Source organism: Alcaligenes sp. DN25, assembly GCF_023674485.1.
GTDB classification, from domain to species: Bacteria; Pseudomonadota; Gammaproteobacteria; order Burkholderiales; family Burkholderiaceae_B; genus Alcaligenes; species Alcaligenes phenolicus.
This window is the reverse complement of record NZ_CP098408.1, coordinates 3,505,444-3,526,984: the sequence shown is the minus strand read 5'-3', so window position 1 is coordinate 3,526,984 and position 21,541 is coordinate 3,505,444. Positions and strand designations below refer to the sequence as shown.

At 58.1% G+C, this 21,541-nt stretch carries 20 protein-coding genes; 5 read left to right on the top strand and 15 right to left on the bottom strand.

Annotation, left to right across the window (positions count from 1 at the left end; translation table 11 throughout):
* Positions 1-5: 5 nt before the first annotated feature.
* Positions 6-1,481, top strand: coding sequence for an efflux transporter outer membrane subunit (locus NBV64_RS16355; RefSeq protein ID WP_250756154.1), 1,476 nt, complete (start codon positions 6-8; stop codon positions 1,479-1,481).
* 324 nt (positions 1,482-1,805) lie between these two features.
* Here NBV64_RS16355 and NBV64_RS16350 read toward each other — a convergent pair whose 3' ends face one another.
* From NBV64_RS16350 to NBV64_RS16340, 3 genes are read right to left on the bottom strand one after another with little or no spacing between them, the layout of a single operon-like run.
* Complete coding sequence (locus NBV64_RS16350) at positions 1,806-2,531, bottom strand: spermine/spermidine synthase domain-containing protein (protein WP_247966405.1); 726 nt, start codon at positions 2,529-2,531, stop codon at positions 1,806-1,808.
* Positions 2,528-3,529, bottom strand: coding sequence for a Nudix family hydrolase (locus NBV64_RS16345; protein WP_250756153.1), 1,002 nt, complete (start codon positions 3,527-3,529; stop codon positions 2,528-2,530). Before NBV64_RS16345 ends, NBV64_RS16350 begins: the two co-directional genes overlap by 4 nt.
* Positions 3,522-4,388 (bottom strand): ATP-binding protein, encoded by an 867-nt coding sequence (locus NBV64_RS16340; RefSeq protein WP_009458756.1) that lies wholly within the window; start codon positions 4,386-4,388, stop codon positions 3,522-3,524. Before NBV64_RS16340 ends, NBV64_RS16345 begins: the two co-directional genes overlap by 8 nt.
* 173 nt (positions 4,389-4,561) lie before the next feature.
* Here NBV64_RS16340 and ispB point away from each other — a divergent pair, with 173 nt between their 5' ends.
* Both ispB and gltS read left to right on the top strand, forming a co-directional pair.
* Positions 4,562-5,527, top strand: a complete 966-nt coding sequence (gene ispB, locus NBV64_RS16335; RefSeq protein WP_009458758.1) for an octaprenyl diphosphate synthase — start codon at positions 4,562-4,564, stop codon at positions 5,525-5,527.
* Positions 5,528-5,780: 253 nt separating this feature from the next.
* A complete protein-coding gene (gene gltS, locus NBV64_RS16330; protein ID WP_009458760.1) occupies positions 5,781-7,010 on the top strand; it encodes a sodium/glutamate symporter in 1,230 nt (409 codons plus the stop codon).
* A gap of 183 nt (positions 7,011-7,193) precedes the next feature.
* Here gltS and NBV64_RS16325 read toward each other — a convergent pair whose 3' ends face one another.
* The 9 genes from NBV64_RS16325 to NBV64_RS16280 form a co-directional block, all read right to left on the bottom strand.
* Entirely contained in the window at positions 7,194-8,096 is a 903-nt protein-coding gene (locus tag NBV64_RS16325) for a TIGR01777 family oxidoreductase (RefSeq protein ID WP_022983620.1), read from the bottom strand.
* 585 nt (positions 8,097-8,681) lie between these two features.
* On the bottom strand, positions 8,682-10,241 hold the full coding sequence (locus tag NBV64_RS16315) for a cryptochrome/photolyase family protein (protein ID WP_250756152.1): 1,560 nt from the start codon (positions 10,239-10,241) through the stop codon (positions 8,682-8,684).
* Positions 10,242-10,253: 12 nt separating this feature from the next.
* On the bottom strand, positions 10,254-11,045 hold the full coding sequence (locus NBV64_RS16310) for an SDR family NAD(P)-dependent oxidoreductase (RefSeq protein WP_250756151.1): 792 nt from the start codon (positions 11,043-11,045) through the stop codon (positions 10,254-10,256).
* A 5-nt stretch (positions 11,046-11,050) separates the two neighbouring features.
* Positions 11,051-11,611, bottom strand: coding sequence for a DUF3833 domain-containing protein (locus tag NBV64_RS16305; protein WP_003801994.1), 561 nt, complete (start codon positions 11,609-11,611; stop codon positions 11,051-11,053).
* Positions 11,608-12,903, bottom strand: coding sequence for an MFS transporter (locus NBV64_RS16300; protein ID WP_250756150.1), 1,296 nt, complete (start codon positions 12,901-12,903; stop codon positions 11,608-11,610). Before NBV64_RS16300 ends, NBV64_RS16305 begins: the two co-directional genes overlap by 4 nt.
* Before the next feature lie 13 nt (positions 12,904-12,916).
* Complete coding sequence (locus tag NBV64_RS16295) at positions 12,917-13,486, bottom strand: chalcone isomerase family protein (RefSeq protein ID WP_250756149.1); 570 nt, start codon at positions 13,484-13,486, stop codon at positions 12,917-12,919.
* Positions 13,479-14,750, bottom strand: a complete 1,272-nt coding sequence (locus NBV64_RS16290; protein ID WP_250756148.1) for an SAM-dependent methyltransferase — start codon at positions 14,748-14,750, stop codon at positions 13,479-13,481. Before NBV64_RS16290 ends, NBV64_RS16295 begins: the two co-directional genes overlap by 8 nt.
* Positions 14,747-15,499 (bottom strand): DUF1365 domain-containing protein, encoded by a 753-nt coding sequence (locus NBV64_RS16285; protein ID WP_009458773.1) that lies wholly within the window; start codon positions 15,497-15,499, stop codon positions 14,747-14,749. Before NBV64_RS16285 ends, NBV64_RS16290 begins: the two co-directional genes overlap by 4 nt.
* Positions 15,496-16,845 carry an NAD(P)/FAD-dependent oxidoreductase gene (locus NBV64_RS16280; protein ID WP_250756147.1) on the bottom strand — a complete coding sequence of 450 codons (1,350 nt, stop codon included), beginning with the start codon at positions 16,843-16,845 and terminating at the stop codon, positions 15,496-15,498. The genes NBV64_RS16285 and NBV64_RS16280 overlap by 4 nt, the downstream gene beginning before the upstream one ends.
* A 143-nt stretch (positions 16,846-16,988) precedes the next feature.
* Here NBV64_RS16280 and NBV64_RS16275 point away from each other — a divergent pair, with 143 nt between their 5' ends.
* On the top strand, positions 16,989-17,645 hold the full coding sequence (locus tag NBV64_RS16275) for a TetR/AcrR family transcriptional regulator (protein WP_009458777.1): 657 nt from the start codon (positions 16,989-16,991) through the stop codon (positions 17,643-17,645).
* 64 nt (positions 17,646-17,709) lie between these two features.
* On the opposite strand, the gene NBV64_RS16270 is transcribed toward NBV64_RS16275, so the two are convergent.
* Positions 17,710-18,180, bottom strand: coding sequence for a nuclear transport factor 2 family protein (locus NBV64_RS16270; protein WP_009458783.1), 471 nt, complete (start codon positions 18,178-18,180; stop codon positions 17,710-17,712).
* 173 nt (positions 18,181-18,353) lie between these two features.
* On the opposite strand from NBV64_RS16270, the gene NBV64_RS16265 reads away from it, so the two are divergent.
* Entirely contained in the window at positions 18,354-19,157 is an 804-nt protein-coding gene (locus NBV64_RS16265) for a formylglycine-generating enzyme family protein (protein ID WP_250756146.1), read from the top strand.
* 8 nt (positions 19,158-19,165) lie between these two features.
* Here NBV64_RS16265 and NBV64_RS16260 read toward each other — a convergent pair whose 3' ends face one another.
* Both NBV64_RS16260 and norR read right to left on the bottom strand, forming a co-directional pair.
* On the bottom strand, positions 19,166-19,864 hold the full coding sequence (locus NBV64_RS16260) for a Crp/Fnr family transcriptional regulator (RefSeq protein ID WP_250756145.1): 699 nt from the start codon (positions 19,862-19,864) through the stop codon (positions 19,166-19,168).
* A complete protein-coding gene (norR, locus tag NBV64_RS16255; protein WP_250756144.1) occupies positions 19,857-21,398 on the bottom strand; it encodes a nitric oxide reductase transcriptional regulator NorR in 1,542 nt (513 codons plus the stop codon). The genes NBV64_RS16260 and norR overlap by 8 nt, the downstream gene beginning before the upstream one ends.
* Positions 21,399-21,541 lie beyond the last annotated feature (143 nt).

Here is a 21,541-nt window from a genome sequence, read left to right as displayed (position 1 = left end):
CTGATATGCCTACTTCTAACGCCATGATTCTTCCGCGCTTCGCACTGGCTGGGATGGTGCTGCTCCTGTCCGCATGTGCTGTTGGCCCTGATTATCAGCGGCCCGAAGCGCCGGTGGGCGAGCACTTCCGGGAAGAGGTACGGTCCACGGCCTGGAAGCAGGCCGAACCGGCTGATTTGAAAGACCGCGGCCCCTGGTGGGAAAGCTTCAACGATGGCGTGCTCAACACCCTGATGCAAAGCCTTAATGAGCAGAACTTTACCTTGCAGCAGGCACAGGCACGCGTTCGTCAGGCGCAGGCCACTCTGTCCAACACGCGTTCGACCCAGTTCCCGCAAGTAGGCAGTTCGGTCGGCACGACAAGGCGTGGCAGTGGGTCCGGTGATACCAGCCAAAGCAGCAGCGCCTATGACGCCAGCATTACGGTGAATTGGGAAGTGGACTTGTGGGGGCGGATTCGCCGTCAGGTAGAAGCAGGTGATGCTGGCCTGCAAGCCAGTGCTGCGGATATGGCTGCCACACGCTTGAGCCTGCAGTCTCAATTGGCGCAGACCTATTTGCAGTACCGCAGTGTGGAGTCCAGCGAGCGAGTGCTGGATGAAACCGTGGCCGCGTACGAGCGTTCTTTGCAAATCAATCAGAATCGCCTGGACGCCGGGTTTTCGGCACCGGGAGATGTGGCCGCAGCCTTAAGCCAGCTAGAGGGGGCTCGCACCCAGCGCTTGGCCTTGAATCGCGAGAAGGCCTCCTACCTGCATGCGATGGCTGTGTTGGTAGGCCGCGCACCTTCCCAGTTTGAGGTGGTGCCTCATGCGCCCTGGCCTGTTGCTCCGGATATTCCGGTGGGTCTGCCATCCAGTTTGCTGGAACGTCGCCCCGATGTGGCCCGTGCCGAGCGTCGCATGGCGCAGGCCAATGCCCAGATTGGTGTGGCCAAGGCTGCCTGGTTTCCCAGTTTGAGCCTGAAGGCCAGTGGGGGGTTCAGCAGCAGTGATCTTGGCGAATGGCTGACGGCACCCGCGCGTGTCTGGTCCCTGGGTCCTGCCTTTGCCCTGACCTTGCTGGATTTTGGGGCACGCCGTGCGCAAGTCGAGCAGGCCGAGGCCAGCTATGACGAACAATTGGCTGCCTACCGTCAGACGGTGCTGGATGCGTTGAAGGAAGTGGAAGATGCCTTGTCTGAACGCAATGGCCTGGAGCTGGAGCAAGCCAGCCAGGCGCGTTCTCTGGCCGCGGCACGCGAGTCCTTGCGGCTGACACGCAATCAGTTTGATGCCGGTCTGGTGGATTTTCTGAGTCTGGCCCAAACCCAGGCCACGGCGCTGTCGGCCGAGCGGCAGGCTTTGGACCTGGAGTCTCAACGCCTGCGGGCTGCGGTCAAGCTGATGGTTGCCTTGGGCGGCGGTTGGGATGTAGCGACAGGTCTGAACCCCGAAGAGCCGAACGCGGTGGAAGCTGATCCAGCCGCTAAAGCAGGATAGGTTCGGCCTGACCTACACTAATCTGACCTGACCTGACCTGACCTGACCTGACCTGACCTGACCCGATCCAATCTGGTCTTAATCAAGTTTGGTTTAGTTTGGTTTGAGGTGGTTCGGCGTTGGCTGAACTTCTTGGCGCTTGGTTTGGTTTAGTTTGGCCGTTTCATTGTGCTCTCCGGCCTGGCTGGGCCGGAGCTTCAACGCCCGGTTTGCCCCGTATGGACCAAGTAAAGATTGGACTACCTCCCAAGCTTGGGGCTGAAGTTTGCTTGCTTAGCGTTCAACAGCGGCTCATTCCTTGCTTGATATGGCGTGGAAACCGCCTCAGTCCTGGTCCATCCAGGCATACAGCCCGTCAACCCATTCCTCGCCGTCGGCCAAGCCCAAGGTGGCGTGGATCTCTTCAGCCCGCTGGTACAAGTCATCAAAGTCAATTTTTGGCGGGTCAGCAAAAGCCAGGGCGACCAGATTGCCATCGTGCGTTTCAGGTAACCAGACCACGGCCGGGAAGCTTTCTTGAAGCGCATGCAGATTGCGCGCATGGACCAGTTCCGAGCCCAGCAAATTCACCGTTAACAGTCCTTGTGGCCCCAGAGCCTTGCGGCAGGCCTGATAGAAAGCTGCGCTTTCCAGGGCAGGGTGTTCGGCCTGGTCGGAGTACACATCAATTTGCAGCACATCCAGCTCGCCGTAGACGGCATCCAGATAGTCCAGCGCGTCTACCGTGTGCACGTTCAGGCGCTCATCGTCGGGCGGTAGATTAAATAGCAGGCGACTGGCCTGCACCACTTCCGGGTTGATTTCCACGGCGTCGATGCGCGCCTGGGGGAAGTGCTGGTAGCAAAAGCGCGTCAGGCTGCCTGCGCCCAGGCCCAGTTGGGCAATACGGCGCGGATCGGTCTGGAACAAGGTCCAGATCATCATTTGACGAATGTAGTGCAGCTCTAGCTGATCGGGAGCATCCAGGCGCATCGCACCCTGCACCCAGGCAGAGCCCAGGTGCAGGTAGCGTACGCCTTCGTGTTCCGAAATAGTGACGTGTGGCGTCATGCCGGGTCGTTGTCCAGCATGTGGCGTATACCGGCAATACCGTGTGCACCGTGGTTGCGGGCGTCAGCCAAAGTCTTGGCCGACTGTCCGCCTATGGCAAACACAGGTAGTCCAGCCTGTTCCGCCAGGCTGGCGAAACGGGCCCAGCCCATGCCGGGATCGCCGGGATGGGAGGAGGTTTCCAGGACATGGCCCAGAACCAGAAAGTCCGCCTGGATTTTGCGGGCTATTTCAATATCACTTTCATTGTGCGTGGACATGCCGATCAGGCCTTTGCTGATTGCGGGAAATGTCGTCAGGGTGTCGTGGCATTTCGCGGAAAGGGATTGGGCGTCGCTGGCGCGCAAATGCACACCATCGGCATGGTCCCACCAGCTCTCGGGGTGCAGGCTATTGACCAGGCAGCGCGCTTGGTAGCGCTGGCACAGGTTCACAACTTGCAGGAACGCTTGGTGCAAATGGAATTCGGCATCGGGCCGGGTAGCCCAGGCTGGCTCACGAAACTGGACCAGGGCCGGGCCTTGTTGCAGGGCTTGTTCCAGTTGTTCCAGATAGGCGGGTAAGCGGGCCGGCTCGTCGATGTTGGTAATCAGATAGCGTTCGGGCAGTTGCAGCCATTTAAGTGGCGGTTCGGTAGCAGGCAGTACAGGGCCGACTTCCAAAGGACCTTCAGGGTTGACCCAGGCAAGCTCTTGGCCTTCCAGGCACTGGGGTTCGCCTTCCCATTCCCGCACCAGACAGAAAGAGAGTTTGACGAAATTCTTGGGGTATTCGTGTGTATAGGTAACCCAGGGGTGTGCGTGGGTGGTTTCAATGCCGAGTTCTTCGCGCAGTTCCCGTACCAGCGCCTGTATGACGCTCTCGCCCGCCTCAATCTTGCCGCCTGGCAGTTCCCACCAGCCCGGCCAGGGTTTATCGGCTGGGCGTTTTCCCAGTAGCACTTGGCCGTGTTGGTTCAGTAAAACGCCAACGGCCACTTCCAACGTGGGTTTAGACATGTCTAGCGGTCCAATCTCTAGCAAATTGACGTGCTACCCGGCCGGAGCGAGAGCCACGTTCCAGAGCCCATTGCAAGGCTTCCATACGCGAGCTTTCAATGTGTTCTGCAGGGCAACCCAAAGCGCCAAGCCAGTAATACACAATGTCCAGGTAGTCGTCTTGTTTAAAGGGGTAAAACGACAACCATAGTCCAAAGCGCTCGGACAGGGATACCTTTTCTTCAACGGCTTCACCGGGGTGGATCTCGCCGTCTGCAGACGTGGAGGCACTCAGGTTCTCTTTCATGTACTCGGGCATCAGGTGACGTCGGTTGGACGTGGCGTAGATCAGTACATTGTCGCCAGGGGAGGCCAGCGAGCCGTCCAGCACGGATTTAAGCGCCTTGTAACCGGCTTCACCTTCTTCAAAGGACAGGTCGTCGCTGAAGATGATGAAGTGTTCGGGGCGGGTGCTGATCAGGTCAATGATGTAGCCCAGGTCGCCCAGATCGGATTTGTCCACTTCGATCAGACGCAGGCCCTGATCGGCAAATTTGGCCAGCATGGCCTTGACCAGCGAGCTTTTGCCCGTACCGCGAGCACCTGTCATCAAGACGTTATTGGCCGGTTTGCCTGCCAGGAAATGGCGGGTGTTGCGCTCAATAATGCCCTTTTGGCGTTCGATATGATGCAGGTCTTCGGTCTGGATGGTGGCTACGTGCTGGACACCTTCAAGCCAGCCGCGCGAACCATTGGTACGCCAGCGAAAAGCGATGGAATCCCAGTTGATGGGGGGTGGAGCAGGGGGCAGCCAGGCTTCAAGTTGAGCGAGAACCCGCTCGGCCCGGCTGATCAGGGTACTAAGGTCTTGCGAACTCAAGACAGTCTCCGTTTCAGGTTGAAATGCTTATTATCGCTAATTTGGCCCCTTTTTCTGTGATCACTGTTGTGCTTGACGCGTAACAATAGGCCCAAAGCGATTCAAAATCGTATAATCATCAAGTTACGGTTGGCCGATAGCGGCCCCCTCCCTTACTCGTCCGGAATTCTGTTTTGAACCTGTCCACCCTGATTGAACCTATTGCCGACGACATGAAGGCTCTTGATGTCGTCATTCGTGAGCGCTTGAATTCGGATGTGGTGCTGATACGCACAATCGGCGAATACATCGTTAGTGCTGGCGGCAAGCGCATGCGTCCTGCGCTGCTGTTGCTGGTAGCCCGCGCGCTGGCTTATCAGGGGAGCACGCACCATCTGTTGGCAGGTGTGGTGGAGTTCATCCACACCGCCACCTTGCTGCACGACGATGTGGTCGATGAATCCGATATGCGACGCGGTCGCCACACGGCCAATGCGGTCTACGGTAATGCCGCCAGCGTGCTGGTTGGCGACTACCTGTACTCGCGCTCCTTCGAGATGATGGTGCAATCGAACTCCATGCCGGCCATGGCCGTGCTGTCGGCAGCCACTACGGTGATCGCCGAAGGCGAGGTTTTGCAGCTGCTGAACGTACACGACCCGGACGTTTCCCTGGAACGTTATCTGCAAGTCGTACGCTACAAGACAGCCAAGCTGTTTGAAGCGGCGGCGCAAGTGGGGGCGATTGTGGCCGGTGCTTCGCCTGAAATGGAAGAAGCCATGGCCGCCTATGGCCGCCACCTGGGTACCGCCTTCCAATTGGTCGACGACGTGCTCGATTACACCGGTGATGCCCAGGCCTTGGGCAAGAACGTGGGTGACGATCTGCGCGAAGGCAAACCCACCATGCCACTGATCCGTGTCATGGAAGTTGGCACACCCGAGCAGGTTCAGCTGATCAAGTCGGCCATTGAAACCGGTGATGCGGATTTTGCCGCTGTTGCACAGGCTATCGAGCAAACCGATGCTTTGGCCTATACCCGTGAAGCGGCCAAGGCAGAAGCCCAGCTGGCTGTTCAGGCCTTGGCTGATGTTCCCGAGAGCGAATTCAAGCAGGTATTACTGAGCTTGTGCGCGTTTTCCATCGAGCGCGACCGCTAAGTCTCCAGCCTTTCCCAACCCGCCACATGGCGGGTTTTTTTGTAATAAAGCGGGCCGATTCAGGGAAATTGGCGTCATTAGGCGCCTGTTCATGTTATTTTTCTCGGTTTTACTACGCTGTTGGTGGTCATGCCTTTGTCCCACAAGGACGAAGTAGCGACGATAGACATGCCTATTTGAACAAATTGGTTTGAAGCCTCTGTCAGACACACAGGTGCAGGCCCCTTATTCCAAAGATGTAAGGAACGGATAGATGAACATTCAGCTCGATATAGCGCAAACGGTAGGTTTGGCGGCTGTTTTTCTCGTGCTGGGAGAATATATAAAGAATCGCGTTGCTGTATTGGCCCGCTATTTTATTCCCAGCCCCATTATCGGCGGATTGATTTTTGCCTTGATTGCCTTGGTTGGACATCAGACCGGCTCGTTCAACTTTACGTTTAACGACGATATACGCAATTTCTTGCTGATGGCCTTTTTCACGACCATCGGTTTTTCAGCCAGCTTCGAGTTGCTGAAAAAGGGTGGTCTGGCCGTTGCTTTGTTCCTGGGCTGCGCGGTTGTCCTGATTATTTTGCAGAACGTGATGGGCGTGACCTTGGCGACCCTCATGGACGCCAATCCCTTGCTGGGTCTGGCCGCCGGTTCGATCTCCATGACGGGGGGCCACGGTACTTCTGCTGCCTTTGGTCCAATGCTGGAAAATGCTGGTGCTGTTGGGGCTTTGCCTGCTGCCATTGCCGCTTCGACATGGGGGCTGGTAATGGGTTGTGTCATCGGCGGCCCCTTGGGCAAGCGCCTGATGAAAAAATACAATATCGACGGTCCTGCTCCACACCGTCGTCATCGTCGTCAGCACGAAGGTACAGATGCGCCTCATGCGATGGAGACTACGGTCAAGCAAACCGTTCAGGCTGATGATGGCGGCTTTGAAATGCCGGTATACGCCGTAGTGCTGCTGTCTATAGCGATTGGTGTGGGCAGTGTCATCATTGAATGGCTGGGCGATCGTGGCATTGTCTTGCCTGCTTACCTGGGCTCCATGCTGGTGGCGGCCATCATCCGTAACGTGATCGACTGGCGTCGTTACCGCTTGCCGGAAAAAGAGTTTGAGATCATCGGCAATGTGTCGTTGGCTTTCTTCTTGGTCATGGCGCTGATGGTGATGAAACTGTGGGAGCTGGCTCAAGTGGCAGGTCCGCTCTTGGTGATCCTGATTGCCCAGACTGTCATGATGTTCTTCTTTGCCAGCTACGTGACTTTCAAGGTCATGGGCAAGGACTACGATGCTGTGGTGATGTCGGCTGGCCATTGTGGTTTTGGCATGGGTGCAACGCCTAACGCCATGGCGAATATGCAGGCCTTCACGGAAGATAATGGTCCATCACGCAAAGCCTTCTTTGTGATTCCTCTGGTGGGCTCCTTGTTCATCGACTTCTTCAATGCCGTGATCATTACCGGCTTTGTGAACTTTTTGACGTAAGCGCGCAAGGTTCAGGCCGCGCCGTTCGGCGCGGCAGTGTCTCGTGGCAGGGCCCTTGGGCGTCACGGACAGGGGGTGTGTGGATTTTGCTCGGGACGGCTTGGGCAAAGGCGATGCCCGAACCTTAGCGTACGCCGTTTTTTGATGGGCAAGATGGCAAGACCACCTCTGTAAACGATCCGTTCAGGCTTTGTTAAGCACATCCCTTAAGGCCTCGGACAGTTCAGGGTGACGCCAACTGAAACCTGCTTGCTGGGCGCGTTGCGGAATCAGTCGTTGTCCGCCCAGCAGCAGAACAGACATCTCTCCCAATGCCAGCCGTAGCACCCAGGCCGGGGCATGAAACAGGGCTGGCTTGCCCAGCTCTTGCGCCAGGATGCGGGTGAACTCCGCATTGCGCACAGGCTGCGGCGCACACGCGTTATAGGGGCCTTCACAGCTTTGACTGTGCAAAAGGTAGTCGATGAGAGCGACCTGGTCTTCAATGTGTATCCATGGCATCCACTGCTGACCATCACCTAGTCTGGCACCCAATCCTAGCTTGAACGAGGGGAGCAGCCGAGCTAGCATCCCGGCGTTTCTGGCCAAGACGGGCGCGGTGCGCAGCAAGACCACGCGCGCCCCCCACTGGCGAGCCTGTTCAGCCTCTTGCTCCCAGGCCACGCAAAGTTGGCTCCCAAAGTCCTTGTTGCCGGGTGCGCTGGCCTCAGTCAGTTGCTGTTCGCCGCCATCCCCGTACCAGCCTACCGCGGAGCCCGAGATCAAGACGGGGGGCACCGACGCTTGTCGCCCCATCCAGTCCACCAGACGGCGTGTCAGATCGACCCGACTTTGCCATAGAAGCTGGCGCCGTGCCTCAGTCCAGCGTTGATTGGCAATGGGCGCTCCGGCCAGGTTGATGACCGCGTCAAACGGCGCGCTGCCATTGAGCTCGTCCAGCACCGCGATACCCGTTGCGCCTGGGCACAATTGGGGGACTTGCTGGGGGTTTCGGCTCCACACCCAGAGTTCGTGGCCGTATTGTTGCCAGTGTTGGCAAAGGGCCTGTCCAATGAGGCCCGTGCCTCCTGTCAGAAGGATGCGCATGGAATTCTCCGTGTGTGAAGGTGAGCAAAGAACTTACCAAGGCAGTCCGTGACCATTGTAGGCCCAGAAACCACCACTGTCCTTTGGGCTGAGTGTGTCTAGCGTGGCCAGCAGGGCTTGCGCCGCATCGGCAGGCGGGCGGCCGATTTGAGCGCCCCGAAAGGGCGCCGACAAGGCTGAGGTAACAGTGCCGGGTGCAGCGCTCGTGTCTGGGGAGCAACGGTGCAAAATGGGCCAGTACCAGGGCCGGGCCTATCGCGTTGGTGCTAAAGTTGGCCATCAGGTGGGCGGCATTCAGATCGGCCAAGCGCTTTTCAGGACCCCCGGTAGGGCTACTGAGCATGCCGGTGGCAAGCACGATGAGATGCCAGGGTCCTTGTGTGCTCAAGGTTTGGGCCGCTGTGGCAATCGTCTCGGGCTGATCGAAGTCCAGGGCGGGTGTGCTGCGCCGATGCAGGCTAACCAGCTCGCCGCAGCGAGGATCGGCGGCCAGCTGGGCGGTCATGGCGCCGGAGCTGCCCAGGATAAGGGCACGGTAAGCGGTGGGCAGGGATTGCATGTCATGCCTCGGTCAGTGTGGGTGGCTTACAGAGTATCCAGGTTCTTGCGCAGTTGCCCTGCGTGGGTGCGTAGGGCAACTTGTTGCTCGGGGGCCATTTTCTGCCATTGGCGATACATCAATGCCATCCGTCCCGCGCCTCCCAGTTCTTGGGCATTGCAGGCAAGGAAATCCCAGTACAAGGCATTGAAGGGGCAGGCGTGTGGCCCTGTTTTCTCCTTGGGCTTGTAGGCACAACCCTGACAGTAGTCGCTCATGCGTTGTAAATAGGCGGCGCTGCTGATGTAAGGCTTGGTGGCGATCAGGCCACCGTCGGCATACTGACTCATACCCAGTGTATTGGGCAGTTCCACCCATTCAAAAGCGTCAATATAGATGCCCAGATACCAGCGGTGGACAGCAGCCGGGTCGAGTCCGGCCAGCAGAGCAAAGTTGCCAATCACCATCAGGCGCTGGATATGGTGAGCATGAGCGCTGTGCAAGGACTGCTGAATGCACTGTTTCAGGCATCGCATGCGGGTGTTCCCAGTCCAGAACCAGTGCGGCAGTGGCAAATCATGCCCGAATGCATTGAGGCTTTCGTAGCCCGGCATGTGAGCCCAGTAGATGCCGCGTACGTATTCGCGCCAACCCAGGATCTGGCGTGTAAAGCCTTCCACGGCAGCCAAGGGGGCCTGTTCCTCTCGCCAGGCCCGTTCGGCCCGTTCCAGCACCTCAAGCGGGTGGAGCATTTTGACGTTCAGGGCGAACGAGAGCAGCGAGTGAAACAGCCGAGGAGCTCGGCTGGACATGGCATCTTCGTAGTCGCCAAAATGCGGCAGAGCATGGGTGATGAAGGCCTCCAGACAGTGCAGTGCTTCCTGGCGGTTCAGCGGCCAGCGAAAGGCGTTGGCCTGGGGATCGCCAAAGCTGGGCACATCACAACGCTGCAGCTTTTCCCAAAGCACACTGTGGTCGTGGCAGGGCCGCCAGTCGGTGGGTTCAGCCGGAGTGCCGGGCCAGGGTTTGCGATTCTCATGGTCAAAGTTCCACTTGCCACCGACCGGCTGCTCATGGTCGTCCAGCAGCAACCGGTACCGGCGACGCATACGGCGATAGAAATGCTCCATCAGCCATTGGCGTCGACCGCGCATCTGGGTCGCCAGCTCATCGCGGCGGCTCAGAAAGTGTTCACTATCCACCCCTGAGCAACTCAGGGACTGCGTGTCTGCCCACTGTTGCAATTGAGTATCCAGTCGCCATTCGTCGGCTTGTTGCCATTGCACCTGGTGGACACCGTAATGCGCCGCGAGCGCCGTCAGGTTGTCGGTGATGGAGTGACGGTTGCTGGGGTCTTCAAATGTCACATAACGCACACGATGGCCAGCGGCTCGCAACTGCTGCGCAAAGTCACGCATTGCAGCGAAAATGGCCAGAATTTTCTGTGCATGATGCAAGACATAGTCGGTTTCCTGACGCACCTCCATCAGTACATAGACCACCTGACTGTCCACCTGTTGGAACCAGCTGTGCTGTGGGTTGAGCTGGTCGCCTAGTATCAGGCGCAGAGTGTGGGCGCGGTAGTGCGCGGGGTGTGCTGTCTCCATGTGCGGCTGCGTTTACATTCCAGTGACACGACGTACCGCCGAAAAGTACCAGCTATCGGGCAGGCATCGCATGAGCTTTACCCAGCGGGTAAAACGACGGGGGAAGTTCATTTCAAACTGTCCCTGTTTCCAGCCATGCAGGATATGACGGGCTGCTTCTTCTGGGGTGATGAGCGCGGGCATCTTGAAGCTGTTCTGGACGGTCAGCGGGGTGTCTACAAAACCGGGGTTGATAATGGAAATGCCCAGTCCCAACGGGTGCAGATCCAAATAGAGGTTCTCCGCCAGATTATTCAGTGCGGCTTTGGTGGGCCCATAGGCCAGGGACATTGGCAGCCCGCGGTAGCCCGCCACGCTACCCACCAGGGCCAGGTGGCCGCGTCCGGCCTCAAGCAGCATCGGGATGACCGCATCGAGCAGATGCAGCGCGCCCACATAATTGACTGCCAGATGTTTCTGCATCTCCAGAAGATTGAACTCGGTCGCCCGTTGGGGCAGGTACCTGCCTGCGCAATACAGCACCAGATCGGGCGCCATATCGACGCAGGCTTGTACTTTCAGCTTGGCCGCAGCCAGCGTTTCAGGTTCGGTGACATCCAGCGGGACGACGACAAACCTCTCCCGGCCTTGGGCCAGCTCGTGCAGCGCATCGGTGTCTCTGGCCGAGACTATGAGCTGCGCGCCTTGCGCATGAAGCGCCTCCGCGGTGGCTCTGCCTATGCCTGATGAGGCACCGACAATCCAGGCGTATTTTCCTTGCCAGTGACTGAGCGGCGGATTGAGTTTTGCGTGTAGCAGTGTCATCACACTTACTCCTTCATGAAGGACAGTGTCACATCCCCCAGATGAACGCCGAATTTGCTCATGGCAGCGCGGTTGAGCATGGTGCGGCCATCCATCAAGTACATCCAGTCATCCATGTTCACGTTCCAGACCTTGCCGTCCACCGGCAGTGCCAGCACGTAATTCCAATGAAAGGCGTTGCCAGCGGTCTGGCCCTGGGCCTGGCCGACCACATCGTCAGCGCGTCCGCTGTAGCGGCCATCACCCAGATGCTTCAAATGCCAGATCCGTTGCTGAGTGGTGCCATCGCTGTAGACAAAGTGCTCGTCTAGCACGCCTTCATCGCCCTTCCAGGTGCCCGTCATGCGCACGGTAAAGCGCTTGACCACTTTGCCGGAACGGTCTGTGAACAGGCCGTGGGCGGTTAAGGGGCCATTGAAATATTGACGCAGGTCCAGTTCAGGGCGTTCCTGGGCATAGTCCTGGACCGTGGGTCCCACGCATCCGGCCAGTGTGCCCATGAGTGTCAGTCCCAGGGCAACGCGCCGCCAGGGCAGGGTTGAGACAAGGCTGTTTGTCAGTTTCATATCAGTCTCCAGGATGAGTGCAGATGCTCGGCGCGCCACAGGCCAGCCCACGCCAATAGTTTGAACAGGCAGGGAAGGCCCCCATAAGCCCAGGCCAACGCCTGCAGGCCAGACGGGTCGCTTGTGCCGCTCTGGTAACCCAGGGCGGAAAGAAGGGGCAGGCACAGACCGGCTGCCAAGGCTAGGTTGAGCTTGGCAGCACAAGTCCACCAGCCCAGATACCGTCCTTCGCCCGAGCCGCCCTGACCGGATTCATGGATGACACCGGTCAGCAGGGCGCCTGGCAAGGCCAGATCCGCACCCAGAGCCAGCCCGCTTGCCAGGCAGATAACGAGGAAGGCGTCACCGTCGCTGGCATCAAGCCAGGGTGTCAGGGAAAAGGCGACAACGCTTGTCAGCATGCCGGCCCGCCAACTGGGTGCCAGTCCCCAGCGCGAGACAGCCCGTACCCATAAAGGCAGCCCTGCCGCGGCGGCGCCGAAATAGCACAGAAGAAAGAGCGGCTGCATCTCCGGGGCCTGCAGGCGGTCTGCCACGAAAAAGGGCAACAAGGTAGCGGGTATGGCGGCGGCTACGCCGTTGAGCATGAAGACGAATAACAGCCTGCGGAAACTGGCATCAGCCCAGGGTGAGGTGCTTGATGCAGAACTGCTGTGCCCAAGTGCATAATCCATGGGGTGGGCGGTAGCGAGCGGCAGGCGATGTAGCCCGAACAGGCCTATGGCCAAGGCTAGAAAAAGCACGACACTGGTCGCATCAAAGCCTAACCAGGTGGGCAATACGCTGGCCAGCAAGACACCAAGAAGCGTGGCGCCTTCACGCCATGCGGTGACACGCGCACGCCAATTGGGATCACCACCCCAGCGAGTCCCCCAGGCCTGATGCAAGATGCTTACGGCGCTATAGGCCAAGGTGCATACCAGCAGGCTGAGTGCCAGCCAGATCAACATCTCTTGTGGGCCACCCTCGGGAGGATGCCACAGTGCTGCAAAACCCAAGCCCATAATCATGCTGCCCAACAAAGCGGCCAGCCAGGCCTGGCCCAGGCCTCGATGCAAAAGACGATCGGCCAGCCTTCCCAGCGCAGGGTCTAGCACCGCGTCAACGGCTCGGGTAGCCAGCAGCACGGCGCCCAGGCCCGCCAGCGGCACCCCGGCCACCGCCGCGTAGTAATGCGGCAGGTTCACATATAAAGGGAGCGACACGAACGACAGCGGCAGGCCAAGACTTCCATAGGAGAGTCCCGTACGCCAATGCAGCGGCTTTAAGGGGCGGGAGCCTGGGGGGAGCATGGTTGCGCCTTTATCAGCGTTTGCCTAAGAGGGCTGTTCGCAAGCCCGGTGCAGAAGTCTGCTCAGACAGCCAAATTCCGAAAAACAGGCGCGCATACTCTGCGTCCTGAATACGGGCGGTTTCACGTGCATTATGGAAAAAGCGGACATCGCCGGTTCCGTCTGTCACGCCCAGCAGGCGATCTTGTGCCAGGACATCCGGAAAAGCCTTTTTCATCAGGAGCAGCCATTGGCGAGCCTGCTGCTCGGAGAAACTGCCCACACGCCGCATTTCGGCAACTGAACGCTCGGCAATGGCTTCGCCTTCCAGTTTGCGGTCATAGATCAGCTCCAGGGCGAAGGGCTGGCGTGCATACTCTTTGGGCTCGAAGTCCGGCATTGCCCACAGGCGCGCCTCGTAAACCCGCAGTCCAAAAAAGCGCATGGGACCACTGCCAACAAGATGGGCAGAGGGCAGGGTGGAGCGCAGCTCCTGGGGGACAGCCGCTGCGGCCGCCGAGAGATTAGGGGTCATGGCAATAAGGGTAGGGGCGAGAAGGCTGATGCCCACGATCAGGGCCTGGCGTCGTCGAATATCAGTCATGGTCAGGCCTTCTCAGGGTGAACTGGACTACATCGGTGTTGCCCATATCAAAGGCAGCCTCGCAATAGGCCAGATAAAATCGCCAGATGCGAACAAAGCGCTCGTCAAAGCCCTGGCTGCGGACTGCATCGAGCTTTTGCTCAAAAGCCTGACGCCAGCGTCGGAGTGTTTCGGCGTAATCCTTGCCAAAGCTCATTGCTCTGACCACGGTCAGGCCAGCTCGCTGGGCCTCGCGCTCGAAGGCCGTGACACTGGGCAGCAGCCCTCCGGGAAAAATGAATTGCTGGATAAAGTCGGAGGAGTGCAAATAACGGGCAAAAAGGTCTTCGCGCAGGGTGATGGATTGCACGCAGGCATAGCCGCCCGGTTTGAGGCAATCATGCAAAGTCTTGAAGTAGGTGCGCCAGTATTCATGCCCGACAGCTTCGAACATTTCAATGGAGACAATGGCGTCAAAGGGCTGCGCCGCGTGTTCTTTCGCCAGATCCCGGTAGTCCTGATAACGCAGATCAACCTGTTCCTGCAGGCCGGCTTTGCTTATGCGCTGCATGCCCCAGTCAAGCTGTTCGCGTGACAAGGTGACCCCTGTCACCTGCGCGCCGAACTCCGTGGCCGCTGTCTGGGCAAGCGCTCCCCAGCCACAGCCAATTTCCAGCAGTCGTTGCCCCGGCTGCAGTCCCGTCTCACGCAGCGCCCGTCTGGTTTTTGCGCCTTGAGCCTGCTCCAGATCAGCCTCGTGCAAGGCCGAGCCGTCAAGACCTTCGAACCAGGCAGCGCTGTAGCTCATGCTTGGGTCCAGCCAGAGTCGATAAAAGTCGTTGCCCAGATCGTAGTGAGCATGAATGTTTTTAGCGCTGCCCGCCCGCGTGTTGCGGTGAAGCATATGGCGCAGTCTGAAGCCCAGTCGAGCCCACCAGTGACCGTACACCAGTTGTTCCAGGTGATTGCGGTTGCGGATGCACAGACGCAGCAAGCCGCTTAGGTCATCGGTGTCCCATTGACCTTCTATATAGCCTTCCGCAAAGCCAATGTCGCCCGAGCTCAAGATGCGGTCCAGCGCCTCCCACTGCCCGATTGCGCAGCAGGCGTCGGGTTCCACTGCATTTTTCTTGGGAAAATGCCGCACTTGCCCATCGGGCAACTGAAGCTCCAACTGGCCATGAGGCAAATGCGTCAAGAGCTTCAGGACGCGGTTCGCGTGAGGTGACAAGTCGCTGCTTGCTGTTGCGGACTTGCTCAAGAGAGTGGCGGTGCTTGTATTCATCGTGTGACAGAGCGCTTGGGCGCTGGTGGTTTGCGATGGAAGGGAAGCCGCTTTGCCCACAGGCGTAGTGCTTGCCAATGGATGCGAACAATGACCCCCAGGGTCATCAGCGGTGTGCCAAAAAATGCCCTGCGTACGGTAGCCGCATTCAGGGGGTGTAGCGTTCCTTGAACACCTGTGCGTAACAGGGGGCCTGCGTCGTCGTACAGATCGACGAGCGCCAGGTTGGTAGTTTCATTGCGCGAGAATCGAAAGCGATACTCGCCGTGGGTTTCGCAAAACGGGGAGACATGAAATTGCTTGCTGGCAACTTGTTCGCAATCCCAGCCCAGATGCGGCCCTGCCAGGAGATAGGCATGACGCTCACCGAAGGTGTTGTTGACTTCGGCCAGAATCGCCGCCAGCGAACCGTCGGCCCGATGGGCGTACCAGAAGCTCACGGGCTTGAAGACATAACCCAGGACGCGCGGAAAGGTATGCAGCCAGATCTCGCCATCCGCATCCTCAATACCTTCCTGCTCTAACAGAGATTCAAACCAGGCCAGAGCGTCATTACCGCCATTGCCATGATCGCTGTCATGAAAGCTGATCCAGCCGCGTTGGTTGCGGCGCAGGACGGGGACTGGGTGTTCCCGCAGGCTACGCATGGGAAGCAGCAGGAAATAACCAGGGTAATGAAAGGCGTGCTCGACTGGCCGCAGCCGCCGATGCCAGATATGACCAAAGCCAATGAGAGCGGAGGCATTCATACGGTTTCCTCCTGCCTGAGATCAGTGTTGGCCGCCTGCTCTGCACGGTTCAGGGACAGCAGAACCTGGTCAGCGGCGCTCAGACCCGAACGCAAACCGTCCTCGTGAAATCCGTAGCCGCACCAGGCACCGCAGAACCAGGTCCGGCGTTGGCCCTGCAACTTTTCAAGCTGTTGTTGTGCCAGGATGGCGGCATGGTCAAAGACTGGGTGGCTGTACGTAATGCGCGCATGTACCTTGTCCGCGGCTATGGGACGGGCCGGATTGAGCGAGACCACGACGGCTTGCTGCCAGGGCAGTGGCTGAAGGCGGTTGATGAGGTAATGCAGGCAAACTCCGGTTTCCTCTGAAGCCGCCGAGCTGGCGCGTTCATAGTTCCAGGCCGCCCAGGCGGCTTGGCGCTGTGGCAAGACGGCAGTGTCGGTATGCAATACGGCTTCATTGGCTTGATAACGAATGCTGCCCAGCACGGCACGCTCTGTCTGGGTTGCGTCCTGGCCCAGCAGGCGCAATGCCTGATCACTATGGCAGGCCAGCACGACAGCATCGAACTGCTCGGTACCGTGAGGCATTTCTACCATGACGCTTTGGGCTTCACGTTTAAGGCTGAACACAGGGGCGTTCAATCGGATTTCGTGGCGGCCGTCCTCTTGCAGTCGCTCAATGATGCGGCGTACGTAGCGTTGAGAGCCGCCTCGAACGGTGTGCCACTGGGGACGGTTGGTGATCTGGATTAGTCCGTGATTGTGACAAAAGCGAATCAGGGTAGCGACGGGGAAGCGGAGCATTTGATCGGTCGGACAAGACCAGATGCTGCCAATCATGGGCAACAGGTAGTTGTTGCGAAATGTGCTGCCAAAGCCATGCAGATCCAGAAAGGTTTCTATGGGCGTATTGAGTTGTGACTCAAGCTGGCGCTGGGCGATATCCGTCGTCAGACGATTGAAGCGCAAAATTTCCAGCAACATGCCAATAAAGCGTGGGCTTATCAAGTTCCTGCGCTGTGCAAACACGCTGCCTAGAGAGCTACCGCTCCATTCCAGCCCCGGTCTGCCATCAGGGTGGGGAATCTGCACGGAGAAGGACATCTCCGAGGGGGCGGTCTCTACCTCCAGCTCCTTGAATAGCTTTGTGAGCAGGGGATAGGTGCGGTGGTTGAACACCAAAAAACCGGTATCCACCCCGTGACTAATACCATCCAGGCTGAGCTCGACAGTATTGGCATGTCCGCCGAAATAAGAGTTGGCTTCAATCAGACAGACGCGATGCGTGTCTTGGGAGTGAGCAAGACGATAGGCAGCGGCCAAGCCGGATATGCCCGAACCGATTACAGCGATACGACGCATGGCAGCTCCTTAGGGTGTTGCGCAGGAGGTTGTGAACCGGAAAGATCAAACAGTGAACTCATTAGTTCAAACTATAAACCTTAAATAATATTTTTGCACTATTTGGTATGCAAGATGATCTCATTCGTCCTAAAATAGAACCCATGAACGCTCGATCCTCAATCAAAGAACAAATCCAGCGCGTACGCGTAGAAGCCATCGTGACCGCTGTTAACCGTCTTTTGGCGACCAAAGGCTACGATGCCATGACGGTCGACCAAGTCGCCGCCGAGGCAGGCATGGCCAAGGCCAGCCTATATAAGCTGTTTACGTCCAAGGAAGAATTGGCCGCTGCGGCGATGGTGGGCGTGCTCGATCGCGCCCTGGCTTTTGTGGATGAGCTGCGCAAACAGGCTCAGGATGCTGCAGAAGCAGGCCAACCCATTACGGCGATTGATCAGCTCAAATCTGTGGTGCGCTGGACGATGGATACCCAGTTGCAAGGGGAAATGCCGTCGCTGCCCGCGCAGAACTCAAGCCTTAGCGCCTCGCTCCAGTCAAATGATGAGTACATGGATCGCCTGATTGCCTTGAGTAATCGTCTGAGCACCTGGATTATCGAGGCGCAGACGGCAGGCAGCCTGCAATCGGGTCTGCCAGTCGAGCTGGTGCTCTACACCTTGTTTGCGCGTGCATGTGACCCTGTGGTGAGCCTTCTCAAAGAGTCGGGGCAGTACACCCACGAGCAGATCATTGAATGGGTGAGCAGCACCACCTTTGATGGTCTGGCAGGCTCGGGCCGTACGTCCTTGGCACAGTAAGACAGTCTCCGGAATCCGTCCGGCACCCCCTGCCGGTGTTGGGTACGGAGTGTGAGGGGGGGGGCTACTTTTCCGATGTGGACATCGTACGTCGCAGCCAGCGCATCAATAAACCCAGCATGGGTAGCTTTTCGTAAAGCTCCTCTGCCGCATCCCAATAATCTCGATGATGGGTCACCCGACCTTGTCCATCAAAGGACAGCGCTGACGCTCCCCGGATGCAGTGTTCAAGATCCGGCTTCCAGCGTTTGATGCAGAAGCGGAACTCCCATTCCAGAAAGGCTCGTTGGTCCTGGACGATCTGCTGCGTAATGACAAAGCGTGGCGAGTGCAACGCTGTAAACATGTGCTCGAAGATGCCGCGGATGGCTGCAACGCCCTCTACCTCATTGAAGGGGTCCTTGAAATGGGCGTCAGGCGCATAGCAGACCTCCAGCTCGGATAGCCGGTCTGGCGTCAGCCCTTGATAAAGATGGACAATGCGGCGCACTGCCGCCGCCATATCTTCGGAACCTGTCGTCAAGTCAGCATTCATTTTTTTGGCCCGAGGGTTCAAGGAGCGATGGGAGACCAGCAGTATAAGGCTCAAGGAAGGGGCAGGAACGTGTGAGCGGAGAATTTTGATGCCTTAAGGACGCTGTTTGCCTTGGCGCAAGGACATGAACCACTGGCTACGTTTCAATGGTGGCTGTCTCTTGGGAGTTCACAATGCAAAGTCGTGTAGCGGGAACCGTGCTGTTAGCGGCCATCTTGGCCGGATGTTCGGCTGGGGAGTCCAGCAATCCGTCCGCTTTGCCCGAACTGGTGGAAGTGGCTGGCCCGGCCCGTGAGCTCATGCAGGCTGGCGAGTACTTGCTCGATGGCCGCCTGGTCGCGTCCGATACGGTGATGTATGCCCCGGCCCCGACCCTGAAAGCGATGAAATATCAAGTCAGCCAGTACGAGTACGATCAGTGCGTTCGTGCAGAACGTTGCAAGGCTGCAGATGCAGTGGGTCGAGGGCAGGCCAAGAATATGCCGGTTGTCGGGGTGAGCTGGCAGGACGGACAGGATTACGCTGCCTGGTTAAGCGAGCGTACAGGCAAGACATTCCGTTTGCCGCAGTATATGGAATGGAGCTATTTCGCCGATCAGAAAGTACCTGAATCGGCGCAGGGTGGGCTGGATGAGAATGAGCAGGCCGCTTTGTGGCTGCAGGAATATCAGGAAAGCTACAAGCGCAAACAGGAGCAAGAGGTGCCCTTGGCGCCTTTGGGGCAGGGCGTTGCCAATGCTTATGGGGTGTTTGATGCGGGTGGGCAGGTGGCTGAATGGACCAATACCTGCCATGTCCGGGTACACCGCATCAGCATGCCGCGCGCAGAGTCTCGCCTGGAAAACTGCGGTGTCCGTACCTTGGGGGGCGAGCACATTGCTGTGATGCCTGACTTTATTCGCGACCCAAAAACCGGGGCGTGTTCGGTTGGTGTGCCGCCGCGTTACTTGGGTCTGCGTCTGGTCACTGAAGACTAAACCCGCGCTTAGCCGCGTTCCAGAACCGCTTGTGCAAACTTGTCCAGGTCCGCAATCGTAATTTGCTTGCGGCCTGCCAGAATCAAACCTTGATGATCCCAGCTGCTGACGACGCGGCTGGCCGTGTACAAGGTGGTCCCGGCCAGGTCGGCCAGATCTTGCCGGGTTACCGGAATACTCAAGGACGTCCCTTGTGCGCCGCTTTGGCCCACCTGGCGAATCAAGCGCAGCAGGCTGTGAGCCAGCCGCTGCTCCACTTCCAGACTATGAATCTCCAGCAGGCGATCATCGGCATCGCTTAGTCGTTGTGCGACCGTGTCTTGTGCAGAACTGAGCAGGCAAGGAAAGCGTTGCGTCAGGCTGTCCCAGGACTTTTCAGGCCAGGCCAATGCGGCGCTGGTGGTCACGCTAATGGCGGTTGCCGGATAGTTGCGACGGCGCAGGGCAGGGGCAATGCCAATTACGTCGCCGGGCAAGGCAAAACGTACCAGGAGTTGTGAGCCATTGGGCATGGTGCGTACGACTTTGATCAGGCCTTGCAGCAGAACAAAAAAGTGGTCGCTGCTTTGTTCCTGACGAAAGACCTGGCTGTCCTTGTCGTAGTGGATCAGGCGCCCCTCCTGCCACAGTTCGTTAATGCTGGCTGCGTTCAGCTGGGAGAAAACGGGCAGGCTGGCTAACAAGGAGGGGTAGGATATGTCAGTCATCACTTAAGCTTTCTGAGCGGGTTTTAAGCCCTAGTTTGCTGGCCAGCTTGTGCAGATTGCTGGGGTCTATGCCTAGCTGCCGGGCAGCCTGGCTCCAGTTACCGTCGGTCTCATCCAGAGCTTGCCGGATCAGCCGGCTTTGCAGTTGCTCAACGGACTGACGCAAGGATTGGCGAGGTGCACCAATAGCCGTACTGGTCGTTGCGACAGGCTGGTGGGTAGAAGGTAACAAATTGAGATTATCGGCGCCAAGCGTAAATATTTGGTTACGATCTGGCGTATCGACCAGCAGGCGGATGGTTGCCCGACTGATCAAATGTTCTAGTTCGCGAACATTACCCGGCCAATGATAAGCCAGTAAAGCGGTTTCTGCGTCGGGGGATAAGCGAATTCCGCGCAATCCCAAACGAGAACGGTTGGTTTCCAGAAAGTGGCCTGCCAGCAGCAGAATGTCCTGATGGCGCTCGCGCAAGGCGGGGATCGTGAGGGGGAAAACCGACAGACGGTGAAACAAGTCCGCCCGGAAACCACCTTGGGCGATCTGCTGGCTCAGATCACGGTTGGTGGCAGCAACCAGACGTACATTCAATTTGATGGGATGGTCCGCCCCCAGGCGCTGAATCTCGCCGTTCTGCAAGGTACGCAGCAGCTTGGCTTGTATCGTTAAAGACAACTCGCCGATTTCATCCAGAAACAGGGTTCCGCCCTGGGCCGCTTCAAAGCGCCCGGCCCGATTCTCATGGGCACCCGAGAATGCTCCCTTTACGTGCCCGAATAATTCGCTTTCTGCCAGAGACTCGGGCAGGGCAGCGCAGTTCACGTATATCAAGGGTTTGTTGTGGCGTGGTGAGCGTTGGTGCAGGCGTTGTGCAAATAACTCCTTTCCCACGCCGGTTTCACCCAGCAAGAGCACAGGCAGCTCGGAGGTGGCCACCGTGTCCAGCAATTGAATGACCTCCAGCAGGGATTTGCTGTTGCCAATGATGGCGGCCGAGTTATTGCGCGACAGGTAATCGGGCGGCAAGGTGGAGAGCAGGCGCAAGCTGCGGTTTTCTTCTTCCAGCTCGCTGATGCGAATTGCGCTTTCCAACACCAGACACCAGTGCTTGAGTTCCACCAGCGTGGAGGCTGAAAACGTCCCTGGTCGCAAGGCATCCAGCGTCAGAATGCCCCAGGGCGTGCCCTGGACTTGCACGGTAATTCCCACGCAATCATGCACCGGTAGGGGCTGGCCCAGCTTGTCATCAAGCAGGCCGTCATAAGGGTCCGGCAGGGCACAGTTGGGTTCAAAGCGGGTCAGGCTGTGGGAGTTCAGGATCCGCGCCAGTCGGGGATGATCTGCAATGACAAAGTGACGCCCCAAAGTGTCATGGCCCAGACCACTGGCCGCCACAATGCGCAGCACCGTGTCGTCCAGCTTCAGCAAACCCGCCGCATCACAGCCAAAGTGCCGTGCCAGCAAATGCACCATGCGCTGCAGGCGTAAAGGCCCCGGAATCTCGGTGGCAAGGTCGGCAATCAAGAGATCTAGCATGGGTGAAAAATACCCTTATGGTGAAAAATACCCAGTTTTGTCGAGGTAGTTTATACCCAGGCTGATTGCAATCCTTTGATCTATGTCGTCCAGAACTTGGCACGGTCTTTGCTTTAGATGTTTTGTCATACATTTTTAAGGAC